The following is a 25,931-nucleotide window of genomic DNA, read 5'->3' as shown; positions in this document are numbered from 1 at the left end:
AAGGCCCGGTTTCCTGCTTGGTTTTCGGTTAATTATCCCTTAAATATCAACGCCCAAACGCCGAGCGAGCCGCTCTGAGGCGGCTCGCTCGGCGTTTGGGCTTCGAAGGGTCTAGTACGAGGGGGCGAGATACGCCTCGCTGCGCTCCGAGAAGTCGACCATCCCCTGGCCGAAATCCCCGATCCCGCGCGCGACGCCGCGCGCCGCCGTGCGTGGCAGCTCCACCGCCTGATCGCCAAGCCAGGTCAGGCCCTCGGCGGTGGCCTGGTAGGCCTGGGTCGCGCCGCGCGACAGGGTGGTGCCCGCATCGCGGACCGCCTCGCCGGTGGCCCGGGCGCCGTTCTCGATGCCGCGATCGACCGCCTGGACCCCCTTGCCCACGGCGACTCCCGTCGAGACGAAGCCGTCGAGGATGTAGTTGCCCACGTGGGTGATGGCCTTGCCGATGCTCTTGAAGACGTTGCCGATGCCGGAGACCAAACCCTTGACCCCGGCCTCGACCTGGCCGCCGAGCCAGGAGGCGCCGTTTGCGATCGCCTGGCCCGCGTTGTTCACGGCCTTGACCAGGGGCAGCTCCCGCACCTCGGCGCGCGCCGCGGCGGCCTCGGCGTCCATGATCTTCTCGGCCTTGATCTTCCACTTGCCGGCAGGATCCATCGGCAACTGCCAGATCTGCTCGAGGGCGGCTTTCTTGTGCTGGGCGTGGATCCCCGCGATCTCGGCGACGAGCACGGGCGGCAGGGTCTCGGCGACCAGGTGGAGGCCCGAGAGCACGCCGCTCATCTTCTCGTCGAACTGATCCTTGACGTACTCGCCGACGGTGGGGTACTCGGTCGTCGTCGGCTGCTTGCGCGAGGAGACAGAGAAGGCAGCCTCGTCGCCCTTGATCACCGCGCCGCGCGCCGCCGGCTTGGCATCGGCGCCGACCTCGAGACGCTCGGGGGCTTCGGCCTGCTGGGCGCTCCCTCGGACGGCACTCTTGTTGTTGACGGTGATGCTGCGGAATTCGATGGCCATGGTGGTCTCCTCCTACCGATAGTTCTTTTATCCCACACAGCAAGCGAAACTTACCAGGTTGGGAGGTAAAGAATTCATTAAACGACCGCCGCCGCCTCCCTTTCGGGAAGCGGCGACGCCCGGGATGGGATGGATGGGATGGAAAAGGAGGACGCGGGGGTGGGTTACTTGAGGCCGCCGAGGGCCCAGTTCGAGAAGCGGGTGAGCGCCTCGCCGATGCCGCCGATGCCCTTGGCCGCACCGCGGGCCGCGCCCTTGGGGACCTCGGCCACCGCCTTGGCGCCGGCCTTGAGCTGGTCGCCGGTCCACTCGGCGGCGTCCTCGATGGCATCGCCGGCGGCGTGGATGGCGCGGACGCCGGGGAGGTTGCGGATCGTGGCGTCCGCCTCGGCCGACTCCTCGTCGCGGATCTTGCGGGCCTCGTTCTTCCAGTTGCCGGCGGGATCCATCTCGAGGTCCCAGATCCGGCCGTAGGCGTCGGCGGAGTTCTTGGCCTTGATGCCGACCATCTCGCCCAGGAGCACGGGGGGCAGGGCCAGCTCGGCGGCGCCGTGCAGCACGTCGACCGTGGAGTCGACCGCCTTGTCGAAGCGATCCTTCACGTACTCGCCGACGGTCGGATACTTGGGGTCGGCGGGCTTGGTGGGCTGCGAGGGCTTGGTGGGCTGAGTCGGCTTGGTGGGGAAGAGGATCACGTCGCCGCCCTGGCCGGGCTTCTCGCACACGGGGGGCTTCGTCGGCTGCGTGGGCTTGGTCGAGACCGGAGGCTGGGCGGGGACAGAAGGCTTGGTCGGCTGCGTGGGCTGGGTCGGCTTGGTCGACACCGGAGGCTGGGCAGGGACCGAGGGCTTGGTGGGCTGCGACGGCTTGCGCAGGGTGGGAAGCTTGAGGACCTGGCCGGGGTAGATCAGGTCGGGATCCTTGATCTGGCTCTTGTTCAGCTCGTGAATCTCGGGCCAGCGGGTGGCGTCGCCGAGCTTGGCCGCCGAGATGTCCCACAGGGTGTCACCCTTGCGGACGACGTGCGTCTGGTTGGCCTCGGGCAGAGCCTGGGGCTTGATGCGGGTGGCGTTGAGGTTGCCAGCGACGTTGATCATTGCGAAGTCCTCCCTGAAGGATTGTTTCCCATTCCATCCGAGAGACTTATCGCCGTGGCAGCCGAGAACTCGGTAAAAAAGGTGTTAACTTGTGACTAAAGTTACAAAAAGGGGATGGGGCCTCGGCCCCATCCCCTTTCAGGTCAGCGATACACCCGGTAGTCGATCTCCGGGAAGATGTTGTCGAGGTACTCGCACTTGTGGAGCCAGTCCTCGTCGATGCTCCCGCCCTTGATCTCGTCGTAGAGCTTGTTGAAGCGCTTGAGGTGGCTCTTGGTACGCTTGACGGCGTACTCGACCATGGTGCCGGTCTTCATGATGAAGGCCCAGTCGGAGCTCTGCGCGAGCAGCAGTTCGCGGGCGCACTGGTTGAGCGCCCGGGTCCGCAGCGGGCTGCCGTCGCTCCGGTAGAGGCTCGCAAGCTCCACCATCCGCTCGGCGGCGACGTGCAGGTGCGGGTAGACCCAGTCGTTGGTCTCGTTGAGCCAGAACTCGGCGTAGCCCTTGTCGCCCCAGCTGGAGTAGGAGGGGGTCGCGACCTGGTTGATCGGGTTGTCTTCCAGGAACTCCGCGGGGGTCGTCAGCTTGAAGACGTTCTGGTCGTGGACCGACTTGCGGATCAGGAAGTCGATGAACTGGGGCCCCTCGTACCACCAGTGGCCGAACAGCTCGGCATCGTAGGGCGAGACCACGATGGGGGGCTTGCCCATCACGCCGAACAGGTGCTCGATCTGCTGCTCGCGGCAGTTCATGAAGTGGCCGGCGTGCACCGCCGCGCGCTCGCGCGCCCAGTAGGGGTCGTAGGGCTGCTTCTGATCGGTCTTGCCGGTGATCTTGTAGTACTTGATCCCGGTGTTCTTCCGGGTGCCGTCCGGCTGGACGTAGGGACCGATGTAGTCAAGGTCCAGGTCGTAGCCGACGTCGCGGTAGAACTCGCGGTAGATCGGATCGCCCGGGTAGCCCTCGATCGAGCTCCAGACCTGCTTGGACGACTCCTGGTCGCGGGCGAAGGCCGCCACCCCGGTGTTGGGGCAGTAGAGGGGCGAGTAGGCCCCGTAGCGCGAGCGCGGCGTCGAGTTGAGCAGGCCGTGGGTGTCGGTGAAGAAGTACTTGATGCCCGCTTCCTTGAGGTAGCGGTCCACCCCGGGATAGTAGCCGCACTCGGGCAGCCAGATGCCGCGGGGCTTGCGGCCGAAGTGGCTCTCGTACGAGTTGGCGGCCACCAGGATCTGGGCACGGACCGCCTGCGGCGTGATCTGCATCAGGGGCAAGAAGCCGTGGGTGGCCCCGCAGGTGACGATCTCGAGGACGCCCAGGTCCTGGAACTTCTTGAAGGCCGTGACCAGGTTGCCCTTGTAGCGGTCCACGAAGATGTGGCGGATGCGCTTGAAGTGATCCAGGTAGTAGCGCGCCAGGTAGTTGAAGTGCCCGTCGAAGCGGGTCCGGACGACCTCCTTCTCGGAGAGCTCGATCAGCTCGTCGATGTGGTGGACGTAGCGGCTCTGGAGGAGGGGATCGGCGAGCATCGAGACCAGGGGCGGCGTGAGCGTCATGGTGATGCGGAAGTCGATGCCATCCGCGATCAGGCCGTCGTACACCTCGATGAGCGGGACGTAGGTCTCGGTGATGGCCTCGTAGAGCCAATCCTCTTCAAGGAAGAAGCTGTATTCGGGATGGCGCACGAACGGCAGGTGCGCGTGCAGCACCATTGCCAGATAGCCAATCGCCATGGGCGGGATCCTTTCGCGACGAGACTGAGACGGCTGAGATTATGGCGCGACGGAGTTGCGGGAGACGGTGATGGTGAGCGAGCGCTCCATGTCCCCGTCCGCGTTCACCGCGTGGATGGGGATCGGGTGCATGCCGTCCGGCAGCGCGAAGCGCAGGGTGAAGGTCCCGTCCGGGCGCAGGTCGACGGCCTGGCCCCGCAGGGTCACCTTGGCGTCGGGCTCGGTGGCGCCGTAAACGATCAGCTCGCAGTCGGCCACCAGCCAGAAGTCCTTCGCCTGGGGGGCGGGGGGCTGGGGGGCGTGCTGGGCGCTCGACATGGCCGCGAGCGGCATGGCCTCCGAGCTGGTCGCGCGCTCGAGCAGGAACTCGCCGTACTTGGGGATGTTGGCCGACCAGTAGGGCGTGCCGCGCAGCGAGAGGCGGTACATCTGCTCGCTGATCTCGAGGTTCTGGGGGGCGGGCTCGACGCTCTCGACCTCAGGGGTCGCCATGGCGGGGGCGGGCTGCTGCGGCACCAGCTCGGGGACACGAGGGGCGGCAGGGGGAGGCGAGGGCTGCTGGACCTGGGGCGCAGGGGCCGCGGCGACGCCAGGGCTCACCTCGGGGTCCACGAAGCGATCCGAGATGATCGAGGAGATCTTGGACTGGGGCGTGGTACCGGCGTTGGAGCGCGCCAGAGCGATGAAGCGGCCGTCATGGCGCAGGTAGCCGACTTCGGCCAGGTAGGTGCGCCCGTCGTTCGGGACGTTGAAGTACCACACCCGCTGGAAATCGAAGGGCATGGCCACGTCGAAGTGGTAGTGCGAGTTGGCCCCGTTGAAGACGAGGTCCGTGACGTCGTGGACGCGCAGCGTGAGCTGGGCGCCGCCCTCGAGCTTGGCCCGGGTGACCGACTCCGCGTCGAGGTCCCAGTAGGCGTGGACCCAGAAGGGGTCGCGGACCATGAGGACGGCGCGATCGCGCTCGTACTCGCCCGGCAGCTCGCCGAGATCGTCGTCGATCAAGAGCTCGGGCTTCATCCAGGTCTTCTTGAGCGGGGGACCCTGCGGCGCTTCGGCATCCGGGGCGACCGACGCCTCGACCGCCTCTACGGCGGGGATGACGCCGCCCTCCTCGGGACTCGCGTCGCCGGGCTCCGGCGCCGTCTCGGCAGCGTCGAGCTTCTCGATCGCTTCGGTTTCGCCCTTGATGATATCCAGTCGTTCACGTTGCACGCGTCATGCTCCTCGGGTGGCCGTCCGGTCATTTACATAGCTTAACGGAAGTATATGTACCGTTTACAATCGAGTCCGTCAAGCCAGGAGGCACATACAAAAACGACGACAGGCCAGAAGACCCGCCGTCGGATACTCTCCGCAATCTTAACACTCCCCTTGCGGGGGGGCAAGTTCGCCCCTCGCGCGCGGGTGGGATGAAGCAACGCTCGATCGGGTATAACCCTGGGGTGAAAACCACTCGCCAACCACGCTCAATCGATCGCAGGCCCCGCGAGCGGGGCAACGTCGTCCTGATCTCGGCCCTCATCGTCCTGACGCTGGGGCTCGCCGGCGCGGGCCTCACCCGGCTGCTGCAGACCCAGCTGAACCTCGCGGCCGAGATGCGCCGCGCCAACTTCGCAGGGACCCAGGCGCAGCTGGTCGCGGAGTCCCTCATCAACAACCAGCTCTTCAAGTGGAACACCCGGCAACTCTCCGACGTCGCGACCACCTCCCCGAGCGCGATCGAGTTCGCCAAGCTCGCCGATCTGGCGATCCAGTACGGGGGATTCACGGCGACGAGCTCTGCGACAGGCTCGGTCGACTTCGTCGGGCCTGGCTGGTCGGGCGGAAGCCCGAGCACTCGCAGCCTTCAGGCGAAGGCCTCGATCACGACCCCCGACTGGGGGGTCGTCAGCCGGCTGGTCACGGTGACCGTCGCCTCGGGCACTCAGTACGAAGTGACGGAGTACCGGCGATGAGGCTGAGGGCACGGGGCTTCACCATCGTCGAGGCCGCCATCTCGGGGGTCATCCTGCTGATCGGCATGATGATGACGGCCCAGCTCCTGCGCACCACCTTCGACAGCGCCGCGGCGAGCAGCACGGCCTCCGTCGCGTCGCCGAGGATCGTCGAGCAGTACATGAATGCCCAGGTCGCCTCGCTTAAGGCGCTGCGGACCAACCCCGCCCTGCCCACGGTCCTCGCCCCGCTGCCCTTGGGGACCGAGAGCATCTACGCGGACGTCTCGGTTCGCCAGGTCGAGGCCCCGACGGCGGGCCACGCGGGAGGCGGTACCTACGACCTGGCCGAGTACGCGGTCACCGTGAGGCCGACCGTCAATGGCGCCCCCTCGACCGCCACCATGTCCTTCACGCGCTTCTGGAAGTTGGGGGTGACCAATGGCCGTCGACCTGGAATCTGAAGCCGGCCTCACCCTGCTGGAGCTGGTGCTCGCCCTTTCGCTGAGCACCGCCTTCCTCAGCGCCTTCTTCATCGGCTACCGCACCTTCGGCCAGTCCCTGGGCATGGTGGCCAGCGAGCTCGCAAGCGGCAACGACGGGGTGGAGGTCGTGGAACGAATGGCCGCGGAGCTGGACCAGGCCACCACAATGGTCCCGCCGACCCCGCTGGTCGTCGACTTCAGGACCCCCACCAGCCGCATCGTCTACCGGATGGCCCAGCAGCCAGGCTCGCCGGGCTTCGGCGTCCTCACGCGCACCGAGTACGTCCCCCCCGGCAACCCCGTCGGCGTCTCGACCACCGTGGGGCCTCAGCGCGCGATCGCGAACTACGACCCCTTCCGGGTCGGGGTGAAGGACTTCGACAACGCGCCCGCCCTCATCGCTCCTCTGTTCTCGAACCTCGCGGCCGACCCGCCGAGCATCCAGATCCAGCTGATTCTCCAGCCCACCAGGGAATCCACCCCCGTCTATGTCCGGCGGGTGGCCGCCCCGCGCGCCTGGCGATGAAAGCGGGGCGGCCAGAGGCCGCCCCGCTGCTTTCTTGCTAGTTGGTGCCGGTGCCCAGGCAGCGGATGACCTCGTCCACGGTCGAGAGGCCCTTGAGAACCTTCTCCTTGGCGTCGTCCAGCAGGGAGTTCATCCCCAGGCGGTTCGCCTCGTCCTGGATGACGGTGCTCGGCTCACCGCGGCTGATCAGGCTCTGGATGGGGCGGGTGATGCGCAGGATCTCGAAGACGCCGAGCTGGCCCTTGTAGCCCGTGCCGTTGCAGCGCTCGCAGCCCGTCCCGACCGCGAGCGTCAGCTCCTCCTCGACGGGGACGTTCAGGAACGCCTTCTCCTTGACGGTGGCGCTGCGCGTCGTCTTGCACGCGCTGCAGACGCATCGGATCAGGCGCTGGGCGACGATGCCCGAGACGGTGCCCCCCACCACGTAGGGGGGGATGCCCATCTCGATCATGCGGGTCACGGTGCTGACCGCGTCGTTGGTGTGAAGGGTCGAGAGCACCAGGTGACCGGTCATCGCCGCGCTGGTCGCGGTCTCGAGGGTCTCCAGGTCGCGGATCTCACCCACCATGATGACGTCGGGATCCTGGCGCAGCACGGTGCGCAGGGCGCTCGAGAAGTTCAGGTCGATCTTGGGGTTGACCTGGATCTGGGCGATCCCCGGCACCGGGTACTCGACCGGGTCCTCGATGGTGATGATGCTGTCCGACTCGCGATCGAACTGCTGGAGCACCGCGTAGAGGGTGGTCGTCTTGCCGCTGCCCGTGGGACCTGTGACGAGGATGACCCCGATGGGGCTCAGGAGGATCTGCTCGAGGGTGTCGCGATCGCGCTGGGAGAACCCCAGGTTATCGAGTCCGTGCAGGATCGAGCGGGTGCGCAGGATTCGCATGGAGATGCGCTCGCCCCAGTGGGTGGCGATGCACGAGGTACGAAAGTCGATCTTCTCGCCGTTGACCACGACCGAGAAACGTCCGTCCTGGGGGCGGCGCTTCTCGGTGATGTTCATCCCCGCCATGACCTTGATGCGGGTGATCACCGACGCCTCGATGGCGCGGGGCAGCTTGAGAACGGTCGTCATGACGCCGTCGCTGCGCATGCGGATCGCGAGCCCGTCCTCGGTGGGGTCGAAGGCGATGTCGGCGGCACCTCGCTCGACCGCGTCCGTCAGGATCGAGTTGACCAGCTCGACGATCGGCGCGTCCACCTCGGTGCTGGCCGAGATGTCCTGCGCCTGCTGGCGGCGGCCGTCGTCGCGCCCGGCCCCGGTGCGCTTGATCGCGCGCTCGATGGTGTCGTCCACCCGGCGCGAGCGATCCTCGTAGAAGCGGCCGAGCGCAGCGCTGAGGTCCTCCTCGCGGAAGCCGATCGGCACCACGATGTAGCCCGTGAGCAGCGAGAGGTGGTCGAGCAGCTTGGGGTCGTCGATGTTGCGGGTCGCGATGATGAGGCGGCGCCCCACCTTCATGAGGGGGACCAGCAGGTTCTTGCGGGCGAAGGCCTCGGGGATGAGGGCGATCGTCTCGGCCTCGATGGGGAAGTCCAGGAGCGAGGACTTGGTCGCCAGCACCTCCTGCAGCGTCAGGATCTCGGAGAGCTCTCGCTCGTTCAGATACCCCTTCTGGATGAGGATCTGACCGATGCGCTCTCCGCTCTCCTGCTGCGTGCTGAGGGCTTCCGAGAGCTGGAAGGGCGAGATCAGGCCGAGGTTGCACAGCCACTCGCCGATCATCTTCTTCCGCAGCCCGCCCGTGCCGCTCGAGGCCGCCGCCTGATCCATCGCTACCTCCTGGTCTTGTCGAACACGGACGTGGGCTCGCCCGGGATCTGAAGGGTCGGGACGCTGGGGAAGTCGGGGACCAAGGGCGGCAAGGCCGGGGAGACTGCCGCTCGCGACAAGGGAGCGTCCGCGCCCAGGCCGATGCGATGCAGGGCGCCGCCCTGACGAACCAGCACGAAATCCTTGCCGATCGCAGCCACCAGGCCGCCCCCCGCGAGCATCGAGCCCGCCCGCACGCGCAGGCGATCGTTGCCCACCTGGAGGAGGGCGCTCGCCTGCCCGTTGTTGGAGAGCAGGACCGCGAGCAGCTGGGTGGAGGGCAGCGGTGCCACCGCCGAGGGCAGGGCGACGGCCCTGGGAAGCGGCGCCGGCACCGGCGCCTCGCGGGCCGCGCCGAGCGGCAAGAAGGGCTCGAGTCGCCCGAGGGTCACGCCCCGATCCACGCTGAACGAGTAGGTCTTGAGCGCGGGAGCAGGCGAGCGGGTCGGGCTTGGAGCCGGTGCGGCCTCCGCGCTCGGATCAACCCATGCCGCGATCGCCGACCACCAGGTCCGGCGGGTCGAGACCTGGGGTGAAGAGGGGGAGGCGGCAGGGGCGGCCGCGGGCGCGGGCGTGCTGAAGGTGAAGGCAGGCGCAGGCAGGACCGACGCCGACGCCAGATCGGAGAAGCGATCGAGCTGCTCGAGGGACACGAGGAAGTTGAACCCGAAGCCCAGCTGGAAGAGGACGTTCGCGCGGTTGCCTTCGGCGCCGACGTACTGGATGTCGTACTGGTCGATCTCGAGGGCGGGCGGCAGGGTCTTGAAGGCGCTGAAGGCCGCCTGGACGTCCTGATACCGGCCCCGGGCCCGGATCTGGTAGCGACGGTGCAGCACCCCCGCCTGGGGCACGGACTGCACCGCGATCTTCTCCTCGTCGATGGGCCCGGGAGTCAGGGCCTCGATGGTGATCGCATGGCGCTGCAGGATCTCGGAGAGGGCGATGAGGCCCACGTTGGATCGATTGGCGAGCGCGGTGTCGAAACCCTGCTCCTGCCGCAGATCGAACAGCTTGAGCCGCTGGATCTCGTCGTCCGCCGGGTTGACGCGGGCCTTGCTCTCGGCCAGGCGCTGAGAGGCCGCGTTCTGCTGCTGGATGACCCGATCGAGCTCGGCGCTCAGCGTGGCGACCTCGAGGGCCGCCGGACGAATGGCGAGCACGAAGTAGGCCAGACCGCCGAGCACGGCGGCGCCCGCGATCCCCCCGAGCACGACCCTGCGATCGACCCGCTCCATCATGGCAGCACGTCCGTTCGATACTTCTGACCCAGCTGCGCCTGGAGTTCGAAGGTGTAGGTCTCGCCCTGCTTCTCGAGCCTGAGGATTCGGACCTGGGCGACGGCATCGATCGCTCCGAGCTGATCGGCGAAGTAAAGGCACGACGTCTGGCTCAGCGCCGCCCCCTGCAGGCGCACCTCGCGGCCGGAGACGTAGGAGACGGTGCCGATCCAGGTGTCGGCCGGCACGATCCCCCTGAGCTTCGAGACCAGGTCCGCGGCGAAGCGCGTCTCAGCGTGGTGCGGGATCCACTGGCGCAGCACCTCGACCTGGGGCGGAGCCTCGGACTTCTTGAGCTCGGTTTCCAGCGAGAGGCTCTCGGTGCGGGCGGCCGCGATCTTGCCCTTGAGGTCCTGCACCTTACCCGCCGCGTTCTGCGACCAGAGCCAGCCGGCCCCACCCAGCAGGGCGAGCCCGGTCACCCCGACCAGCGCGGGCATCGCCACCTGCTGCGCGCGATCCTTGACCACGTCCAGCGGGATCTTGAAGGAGAGGCTGGGGAGCTCGACGGCCGGCGCCTTGCCCTTGACGAGGTTGAAGGAGGGGAGGGTGTCGCTGCGGCCCCAGAGGCCGGCGCCGAGCGCCACGCACGAGGGCAGATCCAGGTCCGGGTCCAGCTCGGCCGGCTCGGCGATGCAGATGGGCAGCTTGATGTGGGCCTCGGCGTGCGAGGCGAGCTCGCGGGCGTCCTCGGGGCGCTGGGCGCCGATGACCAGGCGCGGCTCCTCGCCGAGGCTGACGCCCGCGACCGAGCGCACCGCATCCGGCAGGTAGTTGAGCGCGACCAGCTCCATGGAGATGTTGTCCCGCTCGGGCAGCACCAGCTCGCGAACCGCCGCGAGCTTGCCCTCGATCCAGGCCGTGACGATCAGGCGCTGCGGGATGAGCAGGACGCCGATCCAGGGGGCATCGTCGGGCGGGTGGTAGTAGGCCATGCCGCGCTGACCCGCCATCTGCACCAGGTCCACCCCGGCCAGACGCAGGCCGGCCGTCTTGATGGCGGCTTCATAGGGCTTGAGGAGGGTTTCGGCGGCCGCTCCGTAACAGACCTGGATGAAATCCCCCTCCTGGCTGGCGACGAAGTAATCGACCATGGGGGCGTCGTTGCGGAAGAGGGCGAACTGCTCGGCCTCGGAGAGGATGGCGTGGTTCAGCTGATTGAGGGGCAGGTGAGGCAGACGGACCAGGCGCACGATGGCCTGGCGCGAGTTGAGGATCAGAACGACCCGCTTGGTGCGCAGGCCGAGAGCCTTCCACGCCTCCTTGAGGGCCGCGCCCAGATCGTCGGACGACTCGACGCCCCCCTCGTCGGTGATGAGACCGGGGGGTAGGGGGTAGGTGTAGGTCTCTTCGATGGAGCCATCGATCGAAGCGGGAAGCACCGCCTCGATCTTGTCGCTCGTGACATAGAGACCAACATAACCTTTTGGTGTTCTCACCGGGACGACACTTTCATCAGCATGTCAACCAATCCCATCCCAATTTAACGGGAGTTCCTGAACAAAGACTGTGAAAAACGCACCATCGCTTCACCAGAGGGACGGAAGGTCGCCGGGATGACGCACGGGATCGAGGTTGGGCGCCACGATGCCGCTCGCCTCGTCGTACAGCCAGCCTCCCCAGCTCGGCGTCGCCTCCCCCGTCAGGTAGACGAGGGGCACGCCGCTCACGGCCTCGGAGACGCTCGCCATCCCGGGGATGAAGCCGTTGGCGTAGATCTCCGAGCGCTTCGGGAAGCGCCCCACCCGGTAGCGGAAGCTCGCGATCTGGGTGCGCAGGGTGGCGAGCGTCACCTTGCTCTGCTGGACCCGCGCCTCGGCGTTGTGTTGCTTGAGCGCCCACATGCTGCCCGCGAGCATCACCATGGCGATCGCAACCGTGAGGGTGAGCTCCATGAGGGTGAAGCCCCGCTGTCTGCCTTGCATCACATCCCCCCGGCGCCGCCGGCGCCGCCCTTCATCAGGCCGACGAGCGGAAGGTAGAGGCTGCCCACCACGAACAGGACCACCCCCGCCACCACCACGGTCAGCATGGGCTCGATCGCGCTGGTGAGCGTCTTGATCGAGGCGTCGACCTCCTGGTCAACATACTTGGCGCCCCGCTCCAGCAGCTCGTCGATGGAGCCCGACTCCTCGCCCGCGATGAGCAGGTAGTTGACCATCGGCGGGAAGAGCTCGGTCCCCTCGAAGAGAGACGACAGGCGCATGCCCTGGGACACGCCCACCCGGATGCCCTCCAGCTTGATCGAGGTGTAGGCGTTGCCGATGGACTGCTGCGTGAGCTCGATCGCGCTGAGGATGGTGATGCCGCAGTTCAGAAAGAGCGCCAGGTTGTGAAGAATCCGGGAGATGGTGATCTTGTAGACCAGCTTGCCGAAGATCGGGAAGCGATACTCCCACAGGTCGTAGAACTGCCGACCGAACTTGGTCGCAAGGACCCCCTTCCACAGCAGGAAGATCCCCACGGGGGGAACCGGCAACAGGTACCAGTGGTGGGTGACGAACCAGCTGAAGCCGAGCAGCATCCTGGTGGTGACCGGCACCTCGACCTTGAAGGAGTCGAAGAGCTGGACGAAGGTCGGCACCACGAAGATCGTCAGGCCCAGCACGATCGCCGTGATCAGGCCGATCATGATCAGCGGGTAGGTCATGGCCGAGCGGATCTTCCCCTGGATCTCGAGCTGCTTTTCCATGTAGGTCACCATGCGGTTCAGGGTGTGCTCGAGGTTTCCGCTCGCCTCCCCGACGGTGATCAGCTCGATGAAGATGCGCGGCAGTTCGTTCTCGAAGTTGCGATACGCGTCGGCGAGCGAGACGCCCTCCATCACCTGCTGGCGCACGACCTCGTGGATGATCCGCAGGCGCTGGTTGGTGATGAGGCCCGAGAGGATGTCCATGGATTGCGCGAAGGAGAGCCCCGCCTCGTTCATGGTGGCGAGCTGGGACGCGTAGAAGAGCATGTCCTTGAGGCCGATGCGACGGTTGAGCAGCAGCGCGACGCGGCGGCCGAAGGTCGCAGGCCGGCTGGACTCGCGCGCATGGGCGCGGATCTCGGCGACCGTGGAGACCTTGCCTGCCATCATCAGGTCGTGCCAGAGCCGCTTGATCTCGACCTTGGAGGGGATCAGGCCGCGCTCGCGAAGCTGCTGGCGGGCCTCGCGATCGTTGGAGGCGATGATCTCGCCGTGCACGTTCTCGCCGCCGTCGGTCGGGATCGCGATGTAATAGTAGGATCGCTTCTTCTCGCGGCCGTAGAGCCCACCGGGCGCGCCGAAGGACGCCTCCTCCTCCTCGACCCGGGCCTTGACCCGCTTGATCTCGATGGGGGTCATGCCCTGCTCGCGCAGGATGGCGCGCACCATCCGCTCGTCCGTGGCCGTGATGGTGGCGCGCCGGACAGTCTCGCCGGACTGGGCGACGTATTCGAAGTACTTTTGCTCGGCCATGCGGCTCCTCGGTCCACTGGCTTGGAAAGGCCCAAGCGGTCACTTCGTACCCGCGCCGGGCGGTTTTGTACCAGCGCTCAGCCGAGTTATGACCGCAGCCAGGCTTGGTATACTGCTAGAAGCTAGCTTGAAGGCCAAAGGAGCACCGCAAGTGAAACCGGCAACGCGCCCCGCCGATCCGGCAGGTCGTTCCTCGCAAGGAGGCTTCACCCTCCTCGAGATCGGCCTGGCCCTCGGCATTGGCATCATCATCGCCGCCTCGGTCACCGTCTTCTACAACCAGACGCGCGACAACGCCGGCGACGCGGCCATGCGCCAGCGCCTCGGCAGCCTCCAGGCCGTCGTGGAGACCCTCTACTCGGCCCAGGGTCAGTCCCCTTCGCTCACCGACGTCCAGGACGCCTGGAAGGCCCGCCGTCCCGAGGACTACAACAAGTCGCCCTGGGGAGGGGACATCGCCGTGACTGCGGCCTCCGCCGGGGCCGTCCCGGTGCTCGGGGATCTCCAGAGCGGCGGGGACGTCAACGTCGACCTGGATGCCAAGGGCGTGATCCCCTACGGCCAGGAGTCCCGGATGACCGCGGGCGGCCTCTACTACTACCGCTTGACGGATAGCCAGGGACCGAACGCCAGCGCCACGGGCTCGGTCTGGGATCAGACGCGCAAGATGCAGGTTCCGATCACCGGCTACGGCCTGGCCGGCCTCAAGAGCGCCAACAAGCACTACATGGTCACCAGCGGAAGGTAGGTCTCCCCATGCGCGCGCACAAGCAGGCGGGATTCACGCTGATCGAGGCGATCCTGGTGATCACCATCGGGACGGTCCTGCTCGCCTCGGGCACCGTCCTCTACCGGCAGTACCGCCAATCGGTCGGCGACTCGGCGGCCCTCGACAAGGTCATGGCCCTCCAGGGCACCGTCGAGTCCCTCTACGCCCTGCGCGGCGGCAACTACCCCGATGTCCAGACCCTCTACAGCACCTGGCAGGCCAAGCGCCCTCAGGATTTCGACATGAGCCCCTGGGGCGGGTTCGCCGTCTACAACAACTCCAACATCGGCGTCGGCGGGGGGATCGCGAGCGACAGCGGCCAGGTGCCGGACCCCATCAGTGGGGACCGGGGGGTCCTCTACTACTGGCAGACCGACCCCAACAGCCCCGGGGCCAAGATCCACGCCCAGGACTCGGCGGGCGGCGATGACGTGGACGTCAGCTTCTACAACTACCTCGTCGCCGTCGTCCCCAACGACGGGGGGGCGATCCCGCCCTACTGGTTCGTGAGGGGATCCCGGCTCGCCTCGGGCAGCAACTCCTACGACCTGGAAGGGCAGGTCGGCAACGGCGGGGGCGGCGACTCCAACGCGCCCTCCGACCCCTGGTGAAGAGGGTTAAGCGGCCCACGAACAAGGGTACAAGCTTCGTGCGCAACTCACAGCCAGCGTATCCGGTGGATCGTACGATACTCGGACGCGTCGCTGTAGGGAGGACTGCCTGGTGAAACACAAACGGTTGCTGCTGCCCCTGGTGGTGGCAAGCCTGCTCTCGAGCGGCCCCGGCCACGCGGCGGACAACGTCTACCTCCAGGGGCGCGTCTCGGTGCCCGGAGGCCAGAGCAAGATGACCTTCCGGCTGCGCAACACCACCCTGCGCGAGGCGCTCCAGCTGATCGCCGAGACGGGGAACCTCAACCTGATCCTCGACGACTCGGTTCAGGGCAGCGTGTCGCTTGACTTCTTCCAGACCCCCCTCAACCAGATCCTCGAGTCGATGCTGACGGCCAACGGCTATCGCTTGCAGCCCTACGGCAAGAGCTTCGTCGTCTACCGGTCGGGTCAGTACGGCCAGCCGGTCATGCGCTTCGTGCCCCTTCGCTACGTGAACGCCCAGGCCATCCTGCCGACCCTCAACGACCTCCTGGACCTGAATCCCCAGGCCGCGCAGGCCGCCGCGTCGCCCAAGGCCGGCTCGGCGGAAGCCAGCGAATCCGTGACGACCGCCGTCGAGGGCGCCGGCGCGCCGAGCGCCTCGGAGATCCGGGACCTGTTCAGGCTCAGCGTCAAGACCGAGCCGCGCTCCAACCGCATCGTGCTGACCGGCCCCGAGGACAGGGTCAACCAGGCGGAGAGCCTGGTGCGACGCCTCGACGTTCTCACGCCGAGCAGGATTTTCCCGCTCAACTACGTCACGCCCAAGGAGGCGGTGGACGTCTTGCGGGCGAGCTTCTTCGAGGCGGGCGCAGGCAAGGCCATCTCCAGCCTCCAGAACAGCGTGCCCGACTTCGCGGCCGTGGCCCCCGGCGCCCGCCCGACCCAGCGCAAGGACATCATCGCCGTCTCCCAGGACTCGCCGCGCTTCATTCCCATGCCCACCCAGAACGCGCTCCTGGTGATGGGCTCCAGCAGCGAGCTGATGCTGGTCGAGTCGGTGCTCAAGTCCATCGACAAGCGCCGCCCTCAGGTCCGCATCAAGACGCAGATCGTCGAGATGGGCGTGGACGACTCGCGCGATCTGGGGCTCAGCTACAAGGCGGGCGCCCGGCAGCTCGACTTCGACTCGGGCCGCAGCGACGGCACCTTCACCTACGACACCGTGGCGAACGGCGCCCTCAGCTTCCAGGTCAAGCTCAACGCGCTCATCACCGCGAGCAAGGTCAAGGTCCTCGCGAGCCCCCAGATCCTGGCCATGGACAACCGTACCTCGGTCATCAAGATCACCGACCAGATCGTGGGCAAGATGGAAACCAACATCACCCAGAACGCCAACAACACCATCATCACGCGCACCGTCACCCCGGATGAGACCGGGGTGGTCCTGGAGCTGACCCCGCGCATCGACTCCAACGGCGGCGTGTCGATGAGCATTCACCCGGTCATCTCGGTCGCCGGCGAGCGGATCCGCAACACGCAGACAGGGGATCTCATCGCCACGCTCAAAAGCACCCGCGAGTACCAGGCCCAGGAGATCTACGTCAAGGACGGCGAGACCATCGTCATCGGGGGCCTCATCCAGGAGCGCAAGGACGAGACCGTCAAGAAGCTGCCCCTGCTGGGCGACATCCCCTTCCTCGGCGGCCTGTTCCAGACTCGCAACGACACGAGCAAGCAAACCGAAGTCCAGATCTTCCTGACCCCGGAGGTAATCAAGGATGAAAAGCCGCGCGCTTAGTCCCCTGCTGCTAATCCTCGGCGTGCTGAGCGTCGCGGCGTGCGACCCCAACAAGTACTTCGCCGGGATCGTCGAGACCAGCGGCGTGCGCGCGACCCTCGGCGCACCTGCCCAGATCGCGTGGACCTTCAAGTGGTCGCGCAGCGCCCAGGGTCCGGTCCCTGACAGCGGGAAGGCGACCGTCACCGATCCCAGCATCGTGATGACGATGGAGAATAACTCCTCGCCGGTTCGCTTCACGGGGGCCCAGGCGCAGTACTTCAACCCGTCGACCGGGACCGTGAGCAAGAGCGGCAAGATCTCGTACACCGCCGCCTTCGCCAGCGCAACAGTCCTGCCGGTCTTGATCCAGCTGACCCAAAAGGATCGCGCCACCGCGCCCGAATCGGTCACGGTGAAGCTCAGCGGCCTCGTCACGCAGGAGCTGCTGGGCCTCACGGATCCGAGCGGCGCGACCGCGTCGGCGATCCCGACGATCACGGCCGAGGTCAAGCTGATCGGCAACAATGACCTCGGCGTCAAGGCGGACACGACGCTCAGCATCCCCATCAACGTCATCAAGACCATCACGGAGGTTGATTAGCAAGCGACATGGCCATGGACTTCAAGGTGGTCGCGATCGCCCGTCTGAGCTTCAAGGCGGCCCTCAACGAAAAGCTGCTTCACCTTGCGCTCCTCTTCGGGCTCGGCCTCATGGCCCTCTCGGTCGCCCTGGGGGACCTGGGGCCCGGTGCCGGCGCCAAGATCGTCCTCGACTTCGGTCTGGGCACCATGCAGCTCGTCTCGACCCTCGTCGCGATCGCCCTGGCCTCGCACGACATGCCCCGCGAGCTCGAGCGTCGAACGCTCTACGTGGTGCTGAGCAAGCCGATCGGCCGCACCGCCCTGATCGTCGGCAAGTACCTGGGCCTCGTCGCCGCCCTCGGCCTCTTGATCGCGGCCATGGCGCTGGTCTTCTACGGCATGCTCGCGGTGGTGCACCTGCCCTTGATGCCCCACTACCTGGTGGCGATCGCGACCGGCGCGCTCGAGACCTTCGTGGTGGCGGGCATCGCCACGCTCTTCTCCCTGATGACCTCGCCCACTCTCGCGGCCCTCTACGCCCTGGCCCTGATGGTCCTGGGGCATCAGACGGAACTGATCCGCACCTACGGTCAGCACGCGGGCGGCTTCGCGGGTACCTTCGGCGAGGTCCTCTACCGGATGATCCCGAACCTCGAAGCCTTGAACCTCAAGAACGACGTGGTCTACGGGGTGCTCCCATCCCCCGCTGAGCTCGGCCTTTGCGTCGCCTACGCCCTGTGCCTGATGATCGCCCTGACCGGCCTGTCGGTCCTGGTCTTCAGGCGCAAGGAGCTCTAGCCGTGGCCCTCAAGGCAACCCCGACAACCACCCCCTCCCCCCCCGCGATGGGGGCGCAGGGGAGGGGGCGCGAGTCCTTGCCATGGCTGCTCACGCTGGCGGCCCTTGGCGGTGCCGCCACGCTGCTCGGCACCATGCGACACCCGGCCGATCCCGGGCGCCAGGGCTACCTCTCGGTGCCCCCGGCACCGGTCGCGCGCGCGGTGCTCGGCTTCGAGAACCTCGCCGCCGACGCCCTCTACATGCGCTTTTCCAGCTACTGGGGCTACCAGCTCACCCACGGCCGCCACTTCCAGAACCTCTCGCCCATCCTCAACCTCATCGTGGACCTGGATCCCCGCTTCAAGCCCGCCTACGACCTGGGCGCGCTCGCGCTGGCCGACAGCGGCCGTGTGGATGAGGCGGTGGCCCTCCTCGACAAGGGCGCCAGGCATCATCCCCGCGACTACTGGTTCCCCTATCAGACGGGATTCACCCTGTTCTTCTTCGGGAACGACAACATGCGCGCGGCGGGCTACTACGCGCGCGCGGCCTCCCTGCCCGGGGCTCCCCCCGAGGCGCGCTACTTCGTCGCCAGGATGTACGAGCAGGCCACGCGCAAGGACCTCGCAGCCCAGGTGTGGCGGCGCATCCTGGAGGACAGCCGGGACCCGAGCGTTAGACAGGTGGCGAAGAATGCGCTCGAGCGCCTGGGGGTTAGCGTGAAGAATTGAGAATCGCGTCCTGACGCTGTTAGAAGTAATCAGGCAGGGGTATAGACTGCAAGTAATCGTGTGTTCTAGGAGGACTTCTCAAGTGAAGATGTCTCGGCGCAACAATCAATCCGGCTTCACCCTGATCGAGGTGTCGCTCGCGATCGTCATCGGTGTCATCGTGCTGGCAGGCGCCATCACCCTGTACAACCAGTCCAAGATTTCCGCGGGCAACTCGAAGGCTCAAGAGAAGGTCCTCGCGCTCGCGACCATGGCCGAAGAGATCTCGGCGAACCGCGGGGGTAGCTATCCCGATGCTGCGGGCCTGCAGACCGCATGGGAAGCGCGTCGCGACGATGCGAAGAGCAGCCCCTGGGGCGGCGCCATCACCCCGTCGGTCGCAAGCGGCAGCTGGGCCAGCTCGCTGGGCTATACCAGCACGGCCAGCGCTGGCGTCATTTTCTATTCGACCGGCGCCGGCACCATGAGCTTCAATGACATCGGGTCGGTCGCTTCCCCCTCGTTCGCGAACTTCGCCATCGGCATCGTTCCCCCCAGCGGGGGCGGGGTGGGCTTCATCCAGGGCGGCAAGTAAGCCTCAACCCTCCCAATAATCTCGAGGTCCCCGGCCAGCTGGCCGGGGACCTCGACGTTTGCCGGCTCGGCTGAAGCCCCCGCCGGTTCAGTTCTCGAGACGATAGGCGCGCAGCAAGAATTCGCGGCTCACCCCGCCGTCCTCCTTGAGCAGCAGGCGCACCATCCCCGCGGCGGGGTCGATGGTGCGGGTCAGGCGCAGGGTGCCTTCGGCCGTCTGCCCCGCCTCGACCTGGGAAAGGACCAGGGGCAACGAGGTCCAGTCCACGTCCCGGCTGTAATCGCCGCTGAGATCGTCGGTGATGACGAGGCGACCGAGCGCCTCTTGCGGCTTGAGGAAGCTCACCACCGCATCGGTTCCGTTGGTCACCTTCAGGGTCACCAGGCTCTGCCCCTTGTCCCCGATGATGCGCTCGACCCGCACCGTCACCCCGTTGATGCTGACCGCGCTGCTCGCCCAGCTCACCTCGTGCGCGGGCGTGACCGGGGCCTGCGTCGGCTGCGGGGTCGGCTCCGGGGCGGGAACCTCGCTTGGAAGGGGTGCCGGGGTCCGCTCGAGGGCAGGACGCGACGCGAAAGCGTCGGCCGGCGAGGGCTGGGGCGCGCTTTGCTGTGGCAAGCCGCCGATCAGGCCAGGCCCGCCGAGATAGACGCCGAGCCCCAGCCCCCCGACCACGACCAGCCCCAGCCCGCCCAGGAAAAGGGCCCTGAGGGGCGCGTTCCCGCGCGGCAGGAAGCCCCCCGCGTTCATCGCCTCGTCCGCTGCCGCGAGCTCGGCGAGAAATTCGGCCATGGTGGGGGTCCGCGCCTCGGGCGCAACGGCCAGGGCCCTCATGAGGGGCGCATCCAGCGCGGGCGGCACCGCGAGGTTCAGGTGGCTGGGCGGAGCGAGCATGGTCTCGCTCTCGCTCGGCGCGAAGCGGCCCATGAGGACCTCGGGGCCGTAAGGATAGCGGCCCGTCAGCAGCTCGTAGAGCACCACCGCCAGCGAGAACACGTCGGATCGCGGGTCCGCCGCAAGGCCTTGAAGCACCTCGGGCGCCATGTAGCGCGGGGTCCCTGCCGGCAGCGCTTCCGGCGAGGGGTCGGCCCCCACGCGCGAGGCCAGGCCGAAGTCCAGCACGGTCACCCGGCTACCCTCGCGCATGAGGTTCTCGGGCTTCAGGTCGCAATGGACGATCCCTTGCTCGTGCGCGTAGCTCAGCGCCTCGCCCGCTTGCCGCACCAGGTCCAGGGCCTCCTCGCACGTCAGCGCCGCGCGGCGACCGTCCAGGTGCTCGCGGACGTCGTGGCCCTCCAGCCACTCCATGACCACGTACGGGTCCTCGTCCTCGACGAACTGGTCGAGCACCGTCACGATGCGCGGGTGCACGAGGGTCCGCGCGATCTGGGCCTCGCGGAGCAGGCGCTGCACCGCCGCGCTTCGGGCGTCGGGGCAGACGGCGGGATCGAGCAGGATCTTCTTGAGGGCCACCTCGTGGCCCCGCTCCCGATCGAGCGCCCTGTAAAGCAGGCTGTTGCGCGTCCGCTTTACCAGGCGGCGCTCCACGTAGCGCGCGGGCTTGGGATCGGCCGAGCGCCCCTCGCGAATGGCGAGCAAGCGCTCGCGGAAGGCCGCCATGGTCGAGAAGCGCTGGGCGGGATCGAAGCGCAGGGCCTGCTGGATGGCCGCGTCGAGGCCCTCGGGGATGCCCGAGCGCGAGGCAGAGGGCGCATGCCAGTACTTCTCGTCCAGGTGGACCGGCGGGTTGCCGCTCAGGGCCTCGTAGAGGACGGCCCCCAGGGCGTACACGTCGGCGCGAACGTCCACCCGGTGGTGCCCCTCGGCACCGAGCTTGAACTCGGGGGCCGCGTAAGGGTTCTCCTGGGCCATCTGGCGCAGGTCGAAGGTGGACCGCGTGCCGAGATCCGCCTTCTTGGCCATCTTGAAGTTGGTCAGCTTCACGGCGCGGCCGGCAAGCAGGATGTTCTCGGGCCGAACGTTGCGATGCACAATCCCGCGGCCATGGGCGTAGGCCAGGGCATCGGCGCAGGCGATCGCCAGATCCAGCGCGCTCTCGACGGTCAGGACGCCGTGCGAAAGGGCCTCGCGCAGGTTCTGGGCCCCCTCGATCCACTCTCCCACGACGTAGTAGCAATCGTCCTGCGGGATGAGCTGGTCGATCCGGGCGATCGCCGGGTGGAACAGCTCCATGGTCAGCTTGGCCTCGCGCAGGAGCTCGGTCCGGGCGCGGTCCAGGTCCTCGGGGCGCTGGAAGGGATCGTAGGGCATCTCCCGGAGGGTGACCAGGCGATGCTTGAGGGTGTCGAAGGCGAGGTAGGTGGTGTGATCCCCCTCCCGCCCGAGCAGCGAGGTCAGGCGATACTGGTTGACCATCCGGGGCGGGACCGGCGGGCGCAGGAGATCGGCGGCCTGCAAGGTCCATGGCGAGGCGGGCCCGCTCAGGGCCCCTTCCAGCCAGAGCGCGAGCGCCGAAAGGGGCATGACAGGCTCCTGTGCCTCGCCCTCGATCCGGGTGCGGTCAGGCACGACCACCGCCTTGAGGACGGTCGCGGGCGCCGCGCCGCTGGCGCTCAGGTGCTCGAGCAGGGCCTGGGCCTTGTCGCGCAAGCTCGACACCGGGTTGGGCCGCGGCTCCGAGCCGCCCGCCGCGTAGTGCAGGATCCAGGGGGTCGGCGCCTCGGAAACGGTCAAGCGTCCATGCCAGTGACGGTACTCGATCAGCGCGGCCCCGGCGGGCCCAAGCACGACCACGTCGAGGTCGTCGGGGTTGCGCGGGCCGAGCATGCCGCTCAGGAGCAGGTGCGGGAGGACGACGTAGGCGTCCCCCAGCGCCAAGAGGGCCGAGACGATGGCCGCCTCGCCCCTCTCCGTGAGCTCGCGGTGCGTGCGCAGATCAGCCATGAAGCTTCATGTCCTTGCGGGCCTTCTCCTGCTGCGCGCGCAGGCCCTGGATGCGATCGCGCAGGGCGGCCGCCGTCTCGAAGTCCAGGATCGCGGCGGCTGCCTTCATCTGGACCTCCAGGTCCTTGATCATGCCGGCGAGGTCGCCGGGGTTCGCCGGGGCGCTCATGGGGACCGCGGCCGCCGTCTTGTCCACCGCGCTGAGGCTCTCGAGAATCAGGTTGCGCGTGCTCTTGACGATCGCCTTGGGGACGATCCCGTGCCGCTCGTTGTGGGCGAACTGCAGCGCGCGGCGGCGTTCGGTCTCCTCCAGGGCCTTGACCATGGAATCGGTCATCTTGTCGGCGTACATCAGGACCTTGCCCTTGGGGTGGCGAGCGGCTCGGCCGATCATCTGGATGAGCGATCGGTGCGCGCGCAGGAAGCCCTCCTTGTCGGCGTCGAGGATCGCCACCAGCGAGACCTCGGGCAGATCGAGCCCCTCTCGCAGCAGGTTCACCCCCACCAGCACGTCGAAGGCCCCCAGGCGCAGGTCGCGGAGGATCTCGATGCGCTCGAGGCTCTTGATGTCCGAGTGAAGGTAGCGCACCCGGATGCCGATCTCCTGGAGGTACTCGGTCAGGTCCTCGGCCATCTTCTTGGTGAGGGTCGTGACCAGGACGCGCTCCTCGCGCGCGACGCGCTCTCGGATCTCGCCCACCAGGTCGTCGATCTGCCCCTCGATGGGCCGGACCAGCACCTCGGGGTCCAGAAGGCCCGTCGGCCGGATGATCTGCTCGACCACCCGATCCGACACCCTCAGCTCGTAGTCCCCCGGCGTCGCCGAGACGAAGATCTTCTGGCCGACCCGCTCCCAGAACTCGTCGATCTTGAGCGGGCGGTTGTCCTTCGCGCTCGGCAGCCTGAAGCCGTGCTCGACCAGGGTTTCCTTTCGGACGCGATCGCCGTGGAACATCCCCTGGATCTGGGGGATGCTCACGTGGCTCTCGTCGATGACCACCAAAAAGTCGTCGGGAAAGTAGTCGAGCAGGGTGGGGGGCGGCTCTCCCGGCGCACGGCCGGTGAAGTGGCGCGAGTAGTTCTCCACCCCGTTGCAGTAGCCGATCTCGCGGATCATCTCCAGGTCGTAGTTGGTGCGCTGCTCCAGGCGCTGGGCCTCCAGCAGCTTGTTGGCGCCGCGCAGCTCGGGCAGGCGACGTGCGAGCTCGGCCTCGATGTCGGCGATGATCGCCTGCATGCGGTCTTCGGAGGTGACGAAGTGCTTGGCCGGGTAGATCGCGAGCTCGTCGCGGGTGCTGACGACCTCGCCGGTGACCGGATCGATCTCGGTGATGCGATCGATTTCGTCGCCGAAGAACTCGATCCGAAAGACGTTCTCCTCCCAGGCCGGAACGATCTCGAGCGTGTCGCCCCTGACCCGGAAGCGCCCGCGCATCAGCTCCACGTCGTTGCGCTCGTACTGGACGCCGACCAGGTGCATGAGCAGCGCATCGCGGCCGAGCTCGTCGCCTCGATTGAGGAAGACGGTGCCCTTGAGGTACTCCTCCGGGGCACCCAGGCCGTAGATGCACGAGACCGAGGCCACGACGATGGTGTCGCGGCGCTCCAGGAGCGAGCGCGTGGCCGAGTGGCGAAGCTTGTCGATCTCGTCGTTGACGCTCGAGGTCTTCTCGATGTAGGTGTCGCTCGAGGGGATGTAGGCCTCGGGCTGGTAGTAGTCGTAGTAGGAGATGAAGAACTCGACCCGGTTGTCCGGGAAGAACTCGCGCAGCTCGTTGCAGAGCTGGGCGGCGAGGGTCTTGTTGTGCGCGATGACGAGCGTCGGCCGCTGGGCAGCCTGGATCACCTGCGCGATGGTGTAGGTCTTGCCGGTGCCGGTCGCTCCCAGGAGGGTCTGGGCGGCCATCCCCTGGTCGAGCCCTTCTTTGAGCTTGGCGATCGCCGTGGGCTGGTCGCCCGCGGGCTGATAAGCGGATTTGATAGCGAAGGGATTTGGCACCTGGTACTCCGGAGTCAAAGCAGATTAAGCGTCGTCGCGCTTGGCCTCGCTCGCGGAGGCTTCGGACCTGGGGGCTTCGGCGGGGCGGTTGATCTCGCGCTTCAGGACATCCTGGGCCTCCTCGGCGCCGGCCTTGAACTCGGCGAGGCTCTTGCCGAGCGAGCGTGCCAGCTCGGGGAGCTTCTTGGGGCCGAAGACGACGAGCGCGCCGATGGCGACGATGGCGACGGTGGTGGGACTGAGCATGGAGGACCTCGCAAGGGAGTGGAACTGGCGAGCGGCGCGCACCTGACGGCCCGATCTCGCAGACCCATTATATCCTGCCCCATGGGGGGCGTCCACGGACTCAGGCGTGAGGCAGACGGATGGTGAAGGTGGAGCCCGCCCCCGGCACGCTCGCCACCGAGATGGTGCCCCCGTGAGCCTCGACCAGGGCCTTGGTGATGGGCAAGCCGAGCCCGGTGCCCTTGTAGTTGCGGGTCAACGAGCTCTCGGCCTGGTAGAACTTGGTGAAGAGGTGCGGCATGTGCTCCGACGGGATCCCGATCCCCGTGTCCGCCACGACGAAGGTGGTCTCGGCATCGGCCCCCTGGAGGCCGAGACTCACCGAGCCCCCCGCGGGGGTGAACTTCAGGGCGTTGCTCATGAGGTTGTTGAGGATCTGGACCAGGCGGTTGGGATCCGCCTGGATCTCCAGGGGCGCGCCCGGGGCGCTCACCGTGAGCGAGAGCTCTCGGGCCTGCGCGATGGGGTCGAAGGCCTCGGCCACCTGTCTGACGATGGCCGCCGCGTCGCACGGCTGCGGCCGCACCACGAACTCGCCTGCCTCGATTCGCGCGAAGTCCAGCAGGTCGTCAACCAGGACCTCCAGCTGTCGCGTCCCACGCTGGAGCTGGGCGATGAACGCGTGCTGCTCGGGCGAGAGCGAGCCGAGCAGCTCATCCTCGAGGAACTCGGCGTAGGCCTTGATCGAGGTGAGGGGCGTGCGCAGCTCGTGGGTCACGGCGTTCAGGAAGTCGCCCTTGAGGCGATCGAGGCGCGTGCGCTCGGTCAGGTCGGTGACGATGGCGATCGCGAAGCGCACCCTGCCTTCCGCGTCGAAGGCGGGCGTCGCCTTCACCATGGCGACGCGACGCTCCCCTGTTTCGAGGAAGTGGTAGTCCATCACCTGACCGGGGACGACCTCGCCCGCCAGGGCCCGCATGATGGGCAGGCGATCGATCGGGATCGGGCTGCCCCCGATCTCCGAGAAGGCGACCTGGCGTGAGAGCTGGGCCTTCCAGTCGACGAGCTCGGCCTGCGCGCGCGTGAAGCCGTAGAAGCGAAGGGCAGCGTCGTTGGCATAGACGAGATCGCCCGCCCCATCCATCGCGAAGATGCCGTCCGCCACCCCCTGCAGGATGATCGCGAACTGCTCGTTGGCGCGCCGGAGATCCTCCTGGTTCCGCTTCTGCTGCGTGATGTCGCGCACGAGCACGATGTAGCGGTGGACGTCGGGCAGCAGGGGCTTGACCGAGACCGACACGTCGAGCGTCTGTCCGTCCCGGTGGCGGATGCGGGTCTCGGCGTGCGAGATTCCTCCGGGGTTGGCGAGGCGCTGCCGGTGGCGATGCTCCAGGAAGGGGCGATCCGTCAAGGCCGCAAGCTCCAGGCAGCTTTCCAGGACGAGCAGTTCCTCGGCGCGGTAGCCCGTCATGCGACAGAAGGCGTCGTTTGCGGCCAGGATGTGCAAGCCTTCGAGGACGAGGGCGGCCTCCCCGAGATCGCTCAGGAGCTGGATGAAGATGGTGGAAGAGGTGGAGTCCGGATGAGTCACGCCGTATCCTCATGAGAAGGGGCCGGCTTTCGCCGGCCCCTTTCGGATGTCCGTCGGCCCGAGCCGGCTT

General features: G+C 67.4%; 23 protein-coding genes. 10 read left to right on the top strand and 13 right to left on the bottom strand.

What is annotated here, in order from left to right; all coding sequences use genetic code 11:
* Positions 1 to 111: 111 nt before the first annotated feature.
* From V6D00_04125 to V6D00_04110, 4 genes are all read right to left on the bottom strand, one after another.
* Positions 112 to 1,017: a hypothetical protein gene (locus tag V6D00_04125; GenBank protein HEY9898347.1), complete on the bottom strand. Its 906-nt coding sequence runs from the start codon at positions 1,015 to 1,017 to the stop codon at positions 112 to 114.
* A gap of 164 nt (positions 1,018 to 1,181) precedes the next feature.
* Entirely contained in the window at positions 1,182 to 2,114 is a 933-nt protein-coding gene (locus V6D00_04120; GenBank protein ID HEY9898346.1) for a LysM peptidoglycan-binding domain-containing protein, read from the bottom strand.
* 143 nt (positions 2,115 to 2,257) lie between these two features.
* Positions 2,258 to 3,844 (bottom strand): 1,4-alpha-glucan branching protein domain-containing protein, encoded by a 1,587-nt coding sequence (locus tag V6D00_04115; GenBank protein HEY9898345.1) that lies wholly within the window; start codon positions 3,842 to 3,844, stop codon positions 2,258 to 2,260.
* Positions 3,845 to 3,883: 39 nt separating this feature from the next.
* On the bottom strand, positions 3,884 to 5,059 hold the full coding sequence (locus V6D00_04110) for a DUF4912 domain-containing protein (protein ID HEY9898344.1): 1,176 nt from the start codon (positions 5,057 to 5,059) through the stop codon (positions 3,884 to 3,886).
* A 230-nt stretch (positions 5,060 to 5,289) separates the two neighbouring features.
* Here V6D00_04110 and V6D00_04105 point away from each other — a divergent pair, with 230 nt between their 5' ends.
* The 3 genes from V6D00_04105 to V6D00_04095 are packed head-to-tail and all read left to right on the top strand — an operon-like array spanning position 5,290 to position 6,792.
* The gene (locus tag V6D00_04105; protein ID HEY9898343.1) at positions 5,290 to 5,802 is read left to right on the top strand and encodes a hypothetical protein; all 513 of its coding nucleotides are present in this window, start codon (positions 5,290 to 5,292) and stop codon (positions 5,800 to 5,802) included.
* Entirely contained in the window at positions 5,799 to 6,245 is a 447-nt protein-coding gene (locus V6D00_04100) for a hypothetical protein (GenBank protein HEY9898342.1), read from the top strand. The genes V6D00_04105 and V6D00_04100 overlap by 4 nt, the downstream gene beginning before the upstream one ends.
* Complete coding sequence (locus V6D00_04095) at positions 6,223 to 6,792, top strand: hypothetical protein (protein HEY9898341.1); 570 nt, start codon at positions 6,223 to 6,225, stop codon at positions 6,790 to 6,792. Before V6D00_04100 ends, V6D00_04095 begins: the two co-directional genes overlap by 23 nt.
* A gap of 37 nt (positions 6,793 to 6,829) precedes the next feature.
* On the opposite strand, the gene V6D00_04090 is transcribed toward V6D00_04095, so the two are convergent.
* The 5 genes from V6D00_04090 to V6D00_04070 all read right to left on the bottom strand — a co-directional run bounded on the left by V6D00_04090 (position 6,830) and on the right by V6D00_04070 (position 13,330).
* Entirely contained in the window at positions 6,830 to 8,569 is a 1,740-nt protein-coding gene (locus V6D00_04090) for a GspE/PulE family protein (GenBank protein HEY9898340.1), read from the bottom strand.
* A 2-nt stretch (positions 8,570 to 8,571) separates the two neighbouring features.
* Complete coding sequence (locus tag V6D00_04085) at positions 8,572 to 9,843, bottom strand: hypothetical protein (protein ID HEY9898339.1); 1,272 nt, start codon at positions 9,841 to 9,843, stop codon at positions 8,572 to 8,574.
* Positions 9,843 to 11,324, bottom strand: a complete 1,482-nt coding sequence (pilM, locus tag V6D00_04080) for a pilus assembly protein PilM (protein HEY9898338.1) — start codon at positions 11,322 to 11,324, stop codon at positions 9,843 to 9,845. Before pilM ends, V6D00_04085 begins: the two co-directional genes overlap by 1 nt.
* Positions 11,325 to 11,414: 90 nt before the next feature.
* The gene (locus V6D00_04075) at positions 11,415 to 11,810 is read right to left on the bottom strand and encodes a type II secretion system protein (GenBank protein ID HEY9898337.1); all 396 of its coding nucleotides are present in this window, start codon (positions 11,808 to 11,810) and stop codon (positions 11,415 to 11,417) included.
* Complete coding sequence (locus V6D00_04070; GenBank protein ID HEY9898336.1) at positions 11,810 to 13,330, bottom strand: type II secretion system F family protein; 1,521 nt, start codon at positions 13,328 to 13,330, stop codon at positions 11,810 to 11,812. Before V6D00_04070 ends, V6D00_04075 begins: the two co-directional genes overlap by 1 nt.
* Before the next feature lie 151 nt (positions 13,331 to 13,481).
* Between V6D00_04070 and V6D00_04065 the strand changes: the two genes are divergently transcribed.
* The 7 genes from V6D00_04065 to V6D00_04035 all read left to right on the top strand — a co-directional run bounded on the left by V6D00_04065 (position 13,482) and on the right by V6D00_04035 (position 19,142).
* Positions 13,482 to 14,078 (top strand): type II secretion system protein, encoded by a 597-nt coding sequence (locus V6D00_04065; protein ID HEY9898335.1) that lies wholly within the window; start codon positions 13,482 to 13,484, stop codon positions 14,076 to 14,078.
* Between the two features lie 8 nt (positions 14,079 to 14,086).
* The gene (locus V6D00_04060; protein ID HEY9898334.1) at positions 14,087 to 14,710 is read left to right on the top strand and encodes a type II secretion system protein; all 624 of its coding nucleotides are present in this window, start codon (positions 14,087 to 14,089) and stop codon (positions 14,708 to 14,710) included.
* Positions 14,711 to 14,822: 112 nt separating this feature from the next.
* The gene (locus tag V6D00_04055) at positions 14,823 to 16,493 is read left to right on the top strand and encodes a secretin N-terminal domain-containing protein (GenBank protein HEY9898333.1); all 1,671 of its coding nucleotides are present in this window, start codon (positions 14,823 to 14,825) and stop codon (positions 16,491 to 16,493) included.
* Entirely contained in the window at positions 16,474 to 17,076 is a 603-nt protein-coding gene (locus tag V6D00_04050; GenBank protein HEY9898332.1) for a hypothetical protein, read from the top strand. Before V6D00_04055 ends, V6D00_04050 begins: the two co-directional genes overlap by 20 nt.
* A gap of 14 nt (positions 17,077 to 17,090) precedes the next feature.
* A complete protein-coding gene (locus V6D00_04045; GenBank protein HEY9898331.1) occupies positions 17,091 to 17,855 on the top strand; it encodes an ABC transporter permease subunit in 765 nt (254 codons plus the stop codon).
* Between the two features lie 77 nt (positions 17,856 to 17,932).
* Positions 17,933 to 18,568, top strand: a complete 636-nt coding sequence (locus tag V6D00_04040) for a hypothetical protein (GenBank protein ID HEY9898330.1) — start codon at positions 17,933 to 17,935, stop codon at positions 18,566 to 18,568.
* Between the two features lie 88 nt (positions 18,569 to 18,656).
* Positions 18,657 to 19,142: a prepilin-type N-terminal cleavage/methylation domain-containing protein gene (locus V6D00_04035; protein ID HEY9898329.1), complete on the top strand. Its 486-nt coding sequence runs from the start codon at positions 18,657 to 18,659 to the stop codon at positions 19,140 to 19,142.
* A gap of 87 nt (positions 19,143 to 19,229) precedes the next feature.
* Here V6D00_04035 and V6D00_04030 read toward each other — a convergent pair whose 3' ends face one another.
* From V6D00_04030 to V6D00_04015, 4 genes are read right to left on the bottom strand one after another with little or no spacing between them, the layout of a single operon-like run.
* On the bottom strand, positions 19,230 to 22,046 hold the full coding sequence (locus tag V6D00_04030) for a protein kinase (protein HEY9898328.1): 2,817 nt from the start codon (positions 22,044 to 22,046) through the stop codon (positions 19,230 to 19,232).
* Positions 22,039 to 24,045 (bottom strand): excinuclease ABC subunit UvrB, encoded by a 2,007-nt coding sequence (uvrB, locus tag V6D00_04025; GenBank protein HEY9898327.1) that lies wholly within the window; start codon positions 24,043 to 24,045, stop codon positions 22,039 to 22,041. Before uvrB ends, V6D00_04030 begins: the two co-directional genes overlap by 8 nt.
* A 24-nt stretch (positions 24,046 to 24,069) precedes the next feature.
* Positions 24,070 to 24,333 (bottom strand): twin-arginine translocase TatA/TatE family subunit, encoded by a 264-nt coding sequence (gene tatA / locus V6D00_04020; GenBank protein HEY9898326.1) that lies wholly within the window; start codon positions 24,331 to 24,333, stop codon positions 24,070 to 24,072.
* 58 nt (positions 24,334 to 24,391) lie between these two features.
* Positions 24,392 to 25,861 carry an ATP-binding protein gene (locus V6D00_04015; GenBank protein ID HEY9898325.1) on the bottom strand — a complete coding sequence of 490 codons (1,470 nt, stop codon included), beginning with the start codon at positions 25,859 to 25,861 and terminating at the stop codon, positions 24,392 to 24,394.
* Positions 25,862 to 25,931: the final 70 nt, after the last annotated feature.

Source organism: Pantanalinema sp. (genome assembly GCA_036704125.1).
Taxonomy (GTDB): Bacteria; Cyanobacteriota; Sericytochromatia; order S15B-MN24; family UBA4093; genus JAGIBK01.
The sequence above is the reverse complement of the archived record's forward strand: the minus strand, read 5'-3'. Positions and strand labels throughout refer to the sequence as shown.

Coding starts and splice junctions, on each gene's coding strand:
- V6D00_04050 (HEY9898332.1), top strand. CDS start 16,474: ATGAAAAGCCGCGCGCTTAGTCCCCTGCTGCTAATCCTCGGCGTGCTG.
- V6D00_04060 (HEY9898334.1), top strand. CDS start 14,087: ATGCGCGCGCACAAGCAGGCGGGATTCACGCTGATCGAGGCGATCCTG.
- V6D00_04115 (HEY9898345.1), bottom strand. CDS start 3,844: ATGGCGATTGGCTATCTGGCAATGGTGCTGCACGCGCACCTGCCGTTC.
- V6D00_04100 (HEY9898342.1), top strand. CDS start 5,799: ATGAGGCTGAGGGCACGGGGCTTCACCATCGTCGAGGCCGCCATCTCG.
- V6D00_04090 (HEY9898340.1), bottom strand. CDS start 8,569: ATGGATCAGGCGGCGGCCTCGAGCGGCACGGGCGGGCTGCGGAAGAAG.
- V6D00_04070 (HEY9898336.1), bottom strand. CDS start 13,330: ATGGCCGAGCAAAAGTACTTCGAATACGTCGCCCAGTCCGGCGAGACT.
- V6D00_04030 (HEY9898328.1), bottom strand. CDS start 22,046: ATGGCTGATCTGCGCACGCACCGCGAGCTCACGGAGAGGGGCGAGGCG.
- V6D00_04085 (HEY9898339.1), bottom strand. CDS start 9,843: ATGGAGCGGGTCGATCGCAGGGTCGTGCTCGGGGGGATCGCGGGCGCC.
- V6D00_04045 (HEY9898331.1), top strand. CDS start 17,091: ATGGACTTCAAGGTGGTCGCGATCGCCCGTCTGAGCTTCAAGGCGGCC.
- V6D00_04120 (HEY9898346.1), bottom strand. CDS start 2,114: ATGATCAACGTCGCTGGCAACCTCAACGCCACCCGCATCAAGCCCCAG.
- V6D00_04035 (HEY9898329.1), top strand. CDS start 18,657: ATGTCTCGGCGCAACAATCAATCCGGCTTCACCCTGATCGAGGTGTCG.
- V6D00_04095 (HEY9898341.1), top strand. CDS start 6,223: ATGGCCGTCGACCTGGAATCTGAAGCCGGCCTCACCCTGCTGGAGCTG.
- V6D00_04125 (HEY9898347.1), bottom strand. CDS start 1,017: ATGGCCATCGAATTCCGCAGCATCACCGTCAACAACAAGAGTGCCGTC.
- V6D00_04075 (HEY9898337.1), bottom strand. CDS start 11,810: ATGCAAGGCAGACAGCGGGGCTTCACCCTCATGGAGCTCACCCTCACG.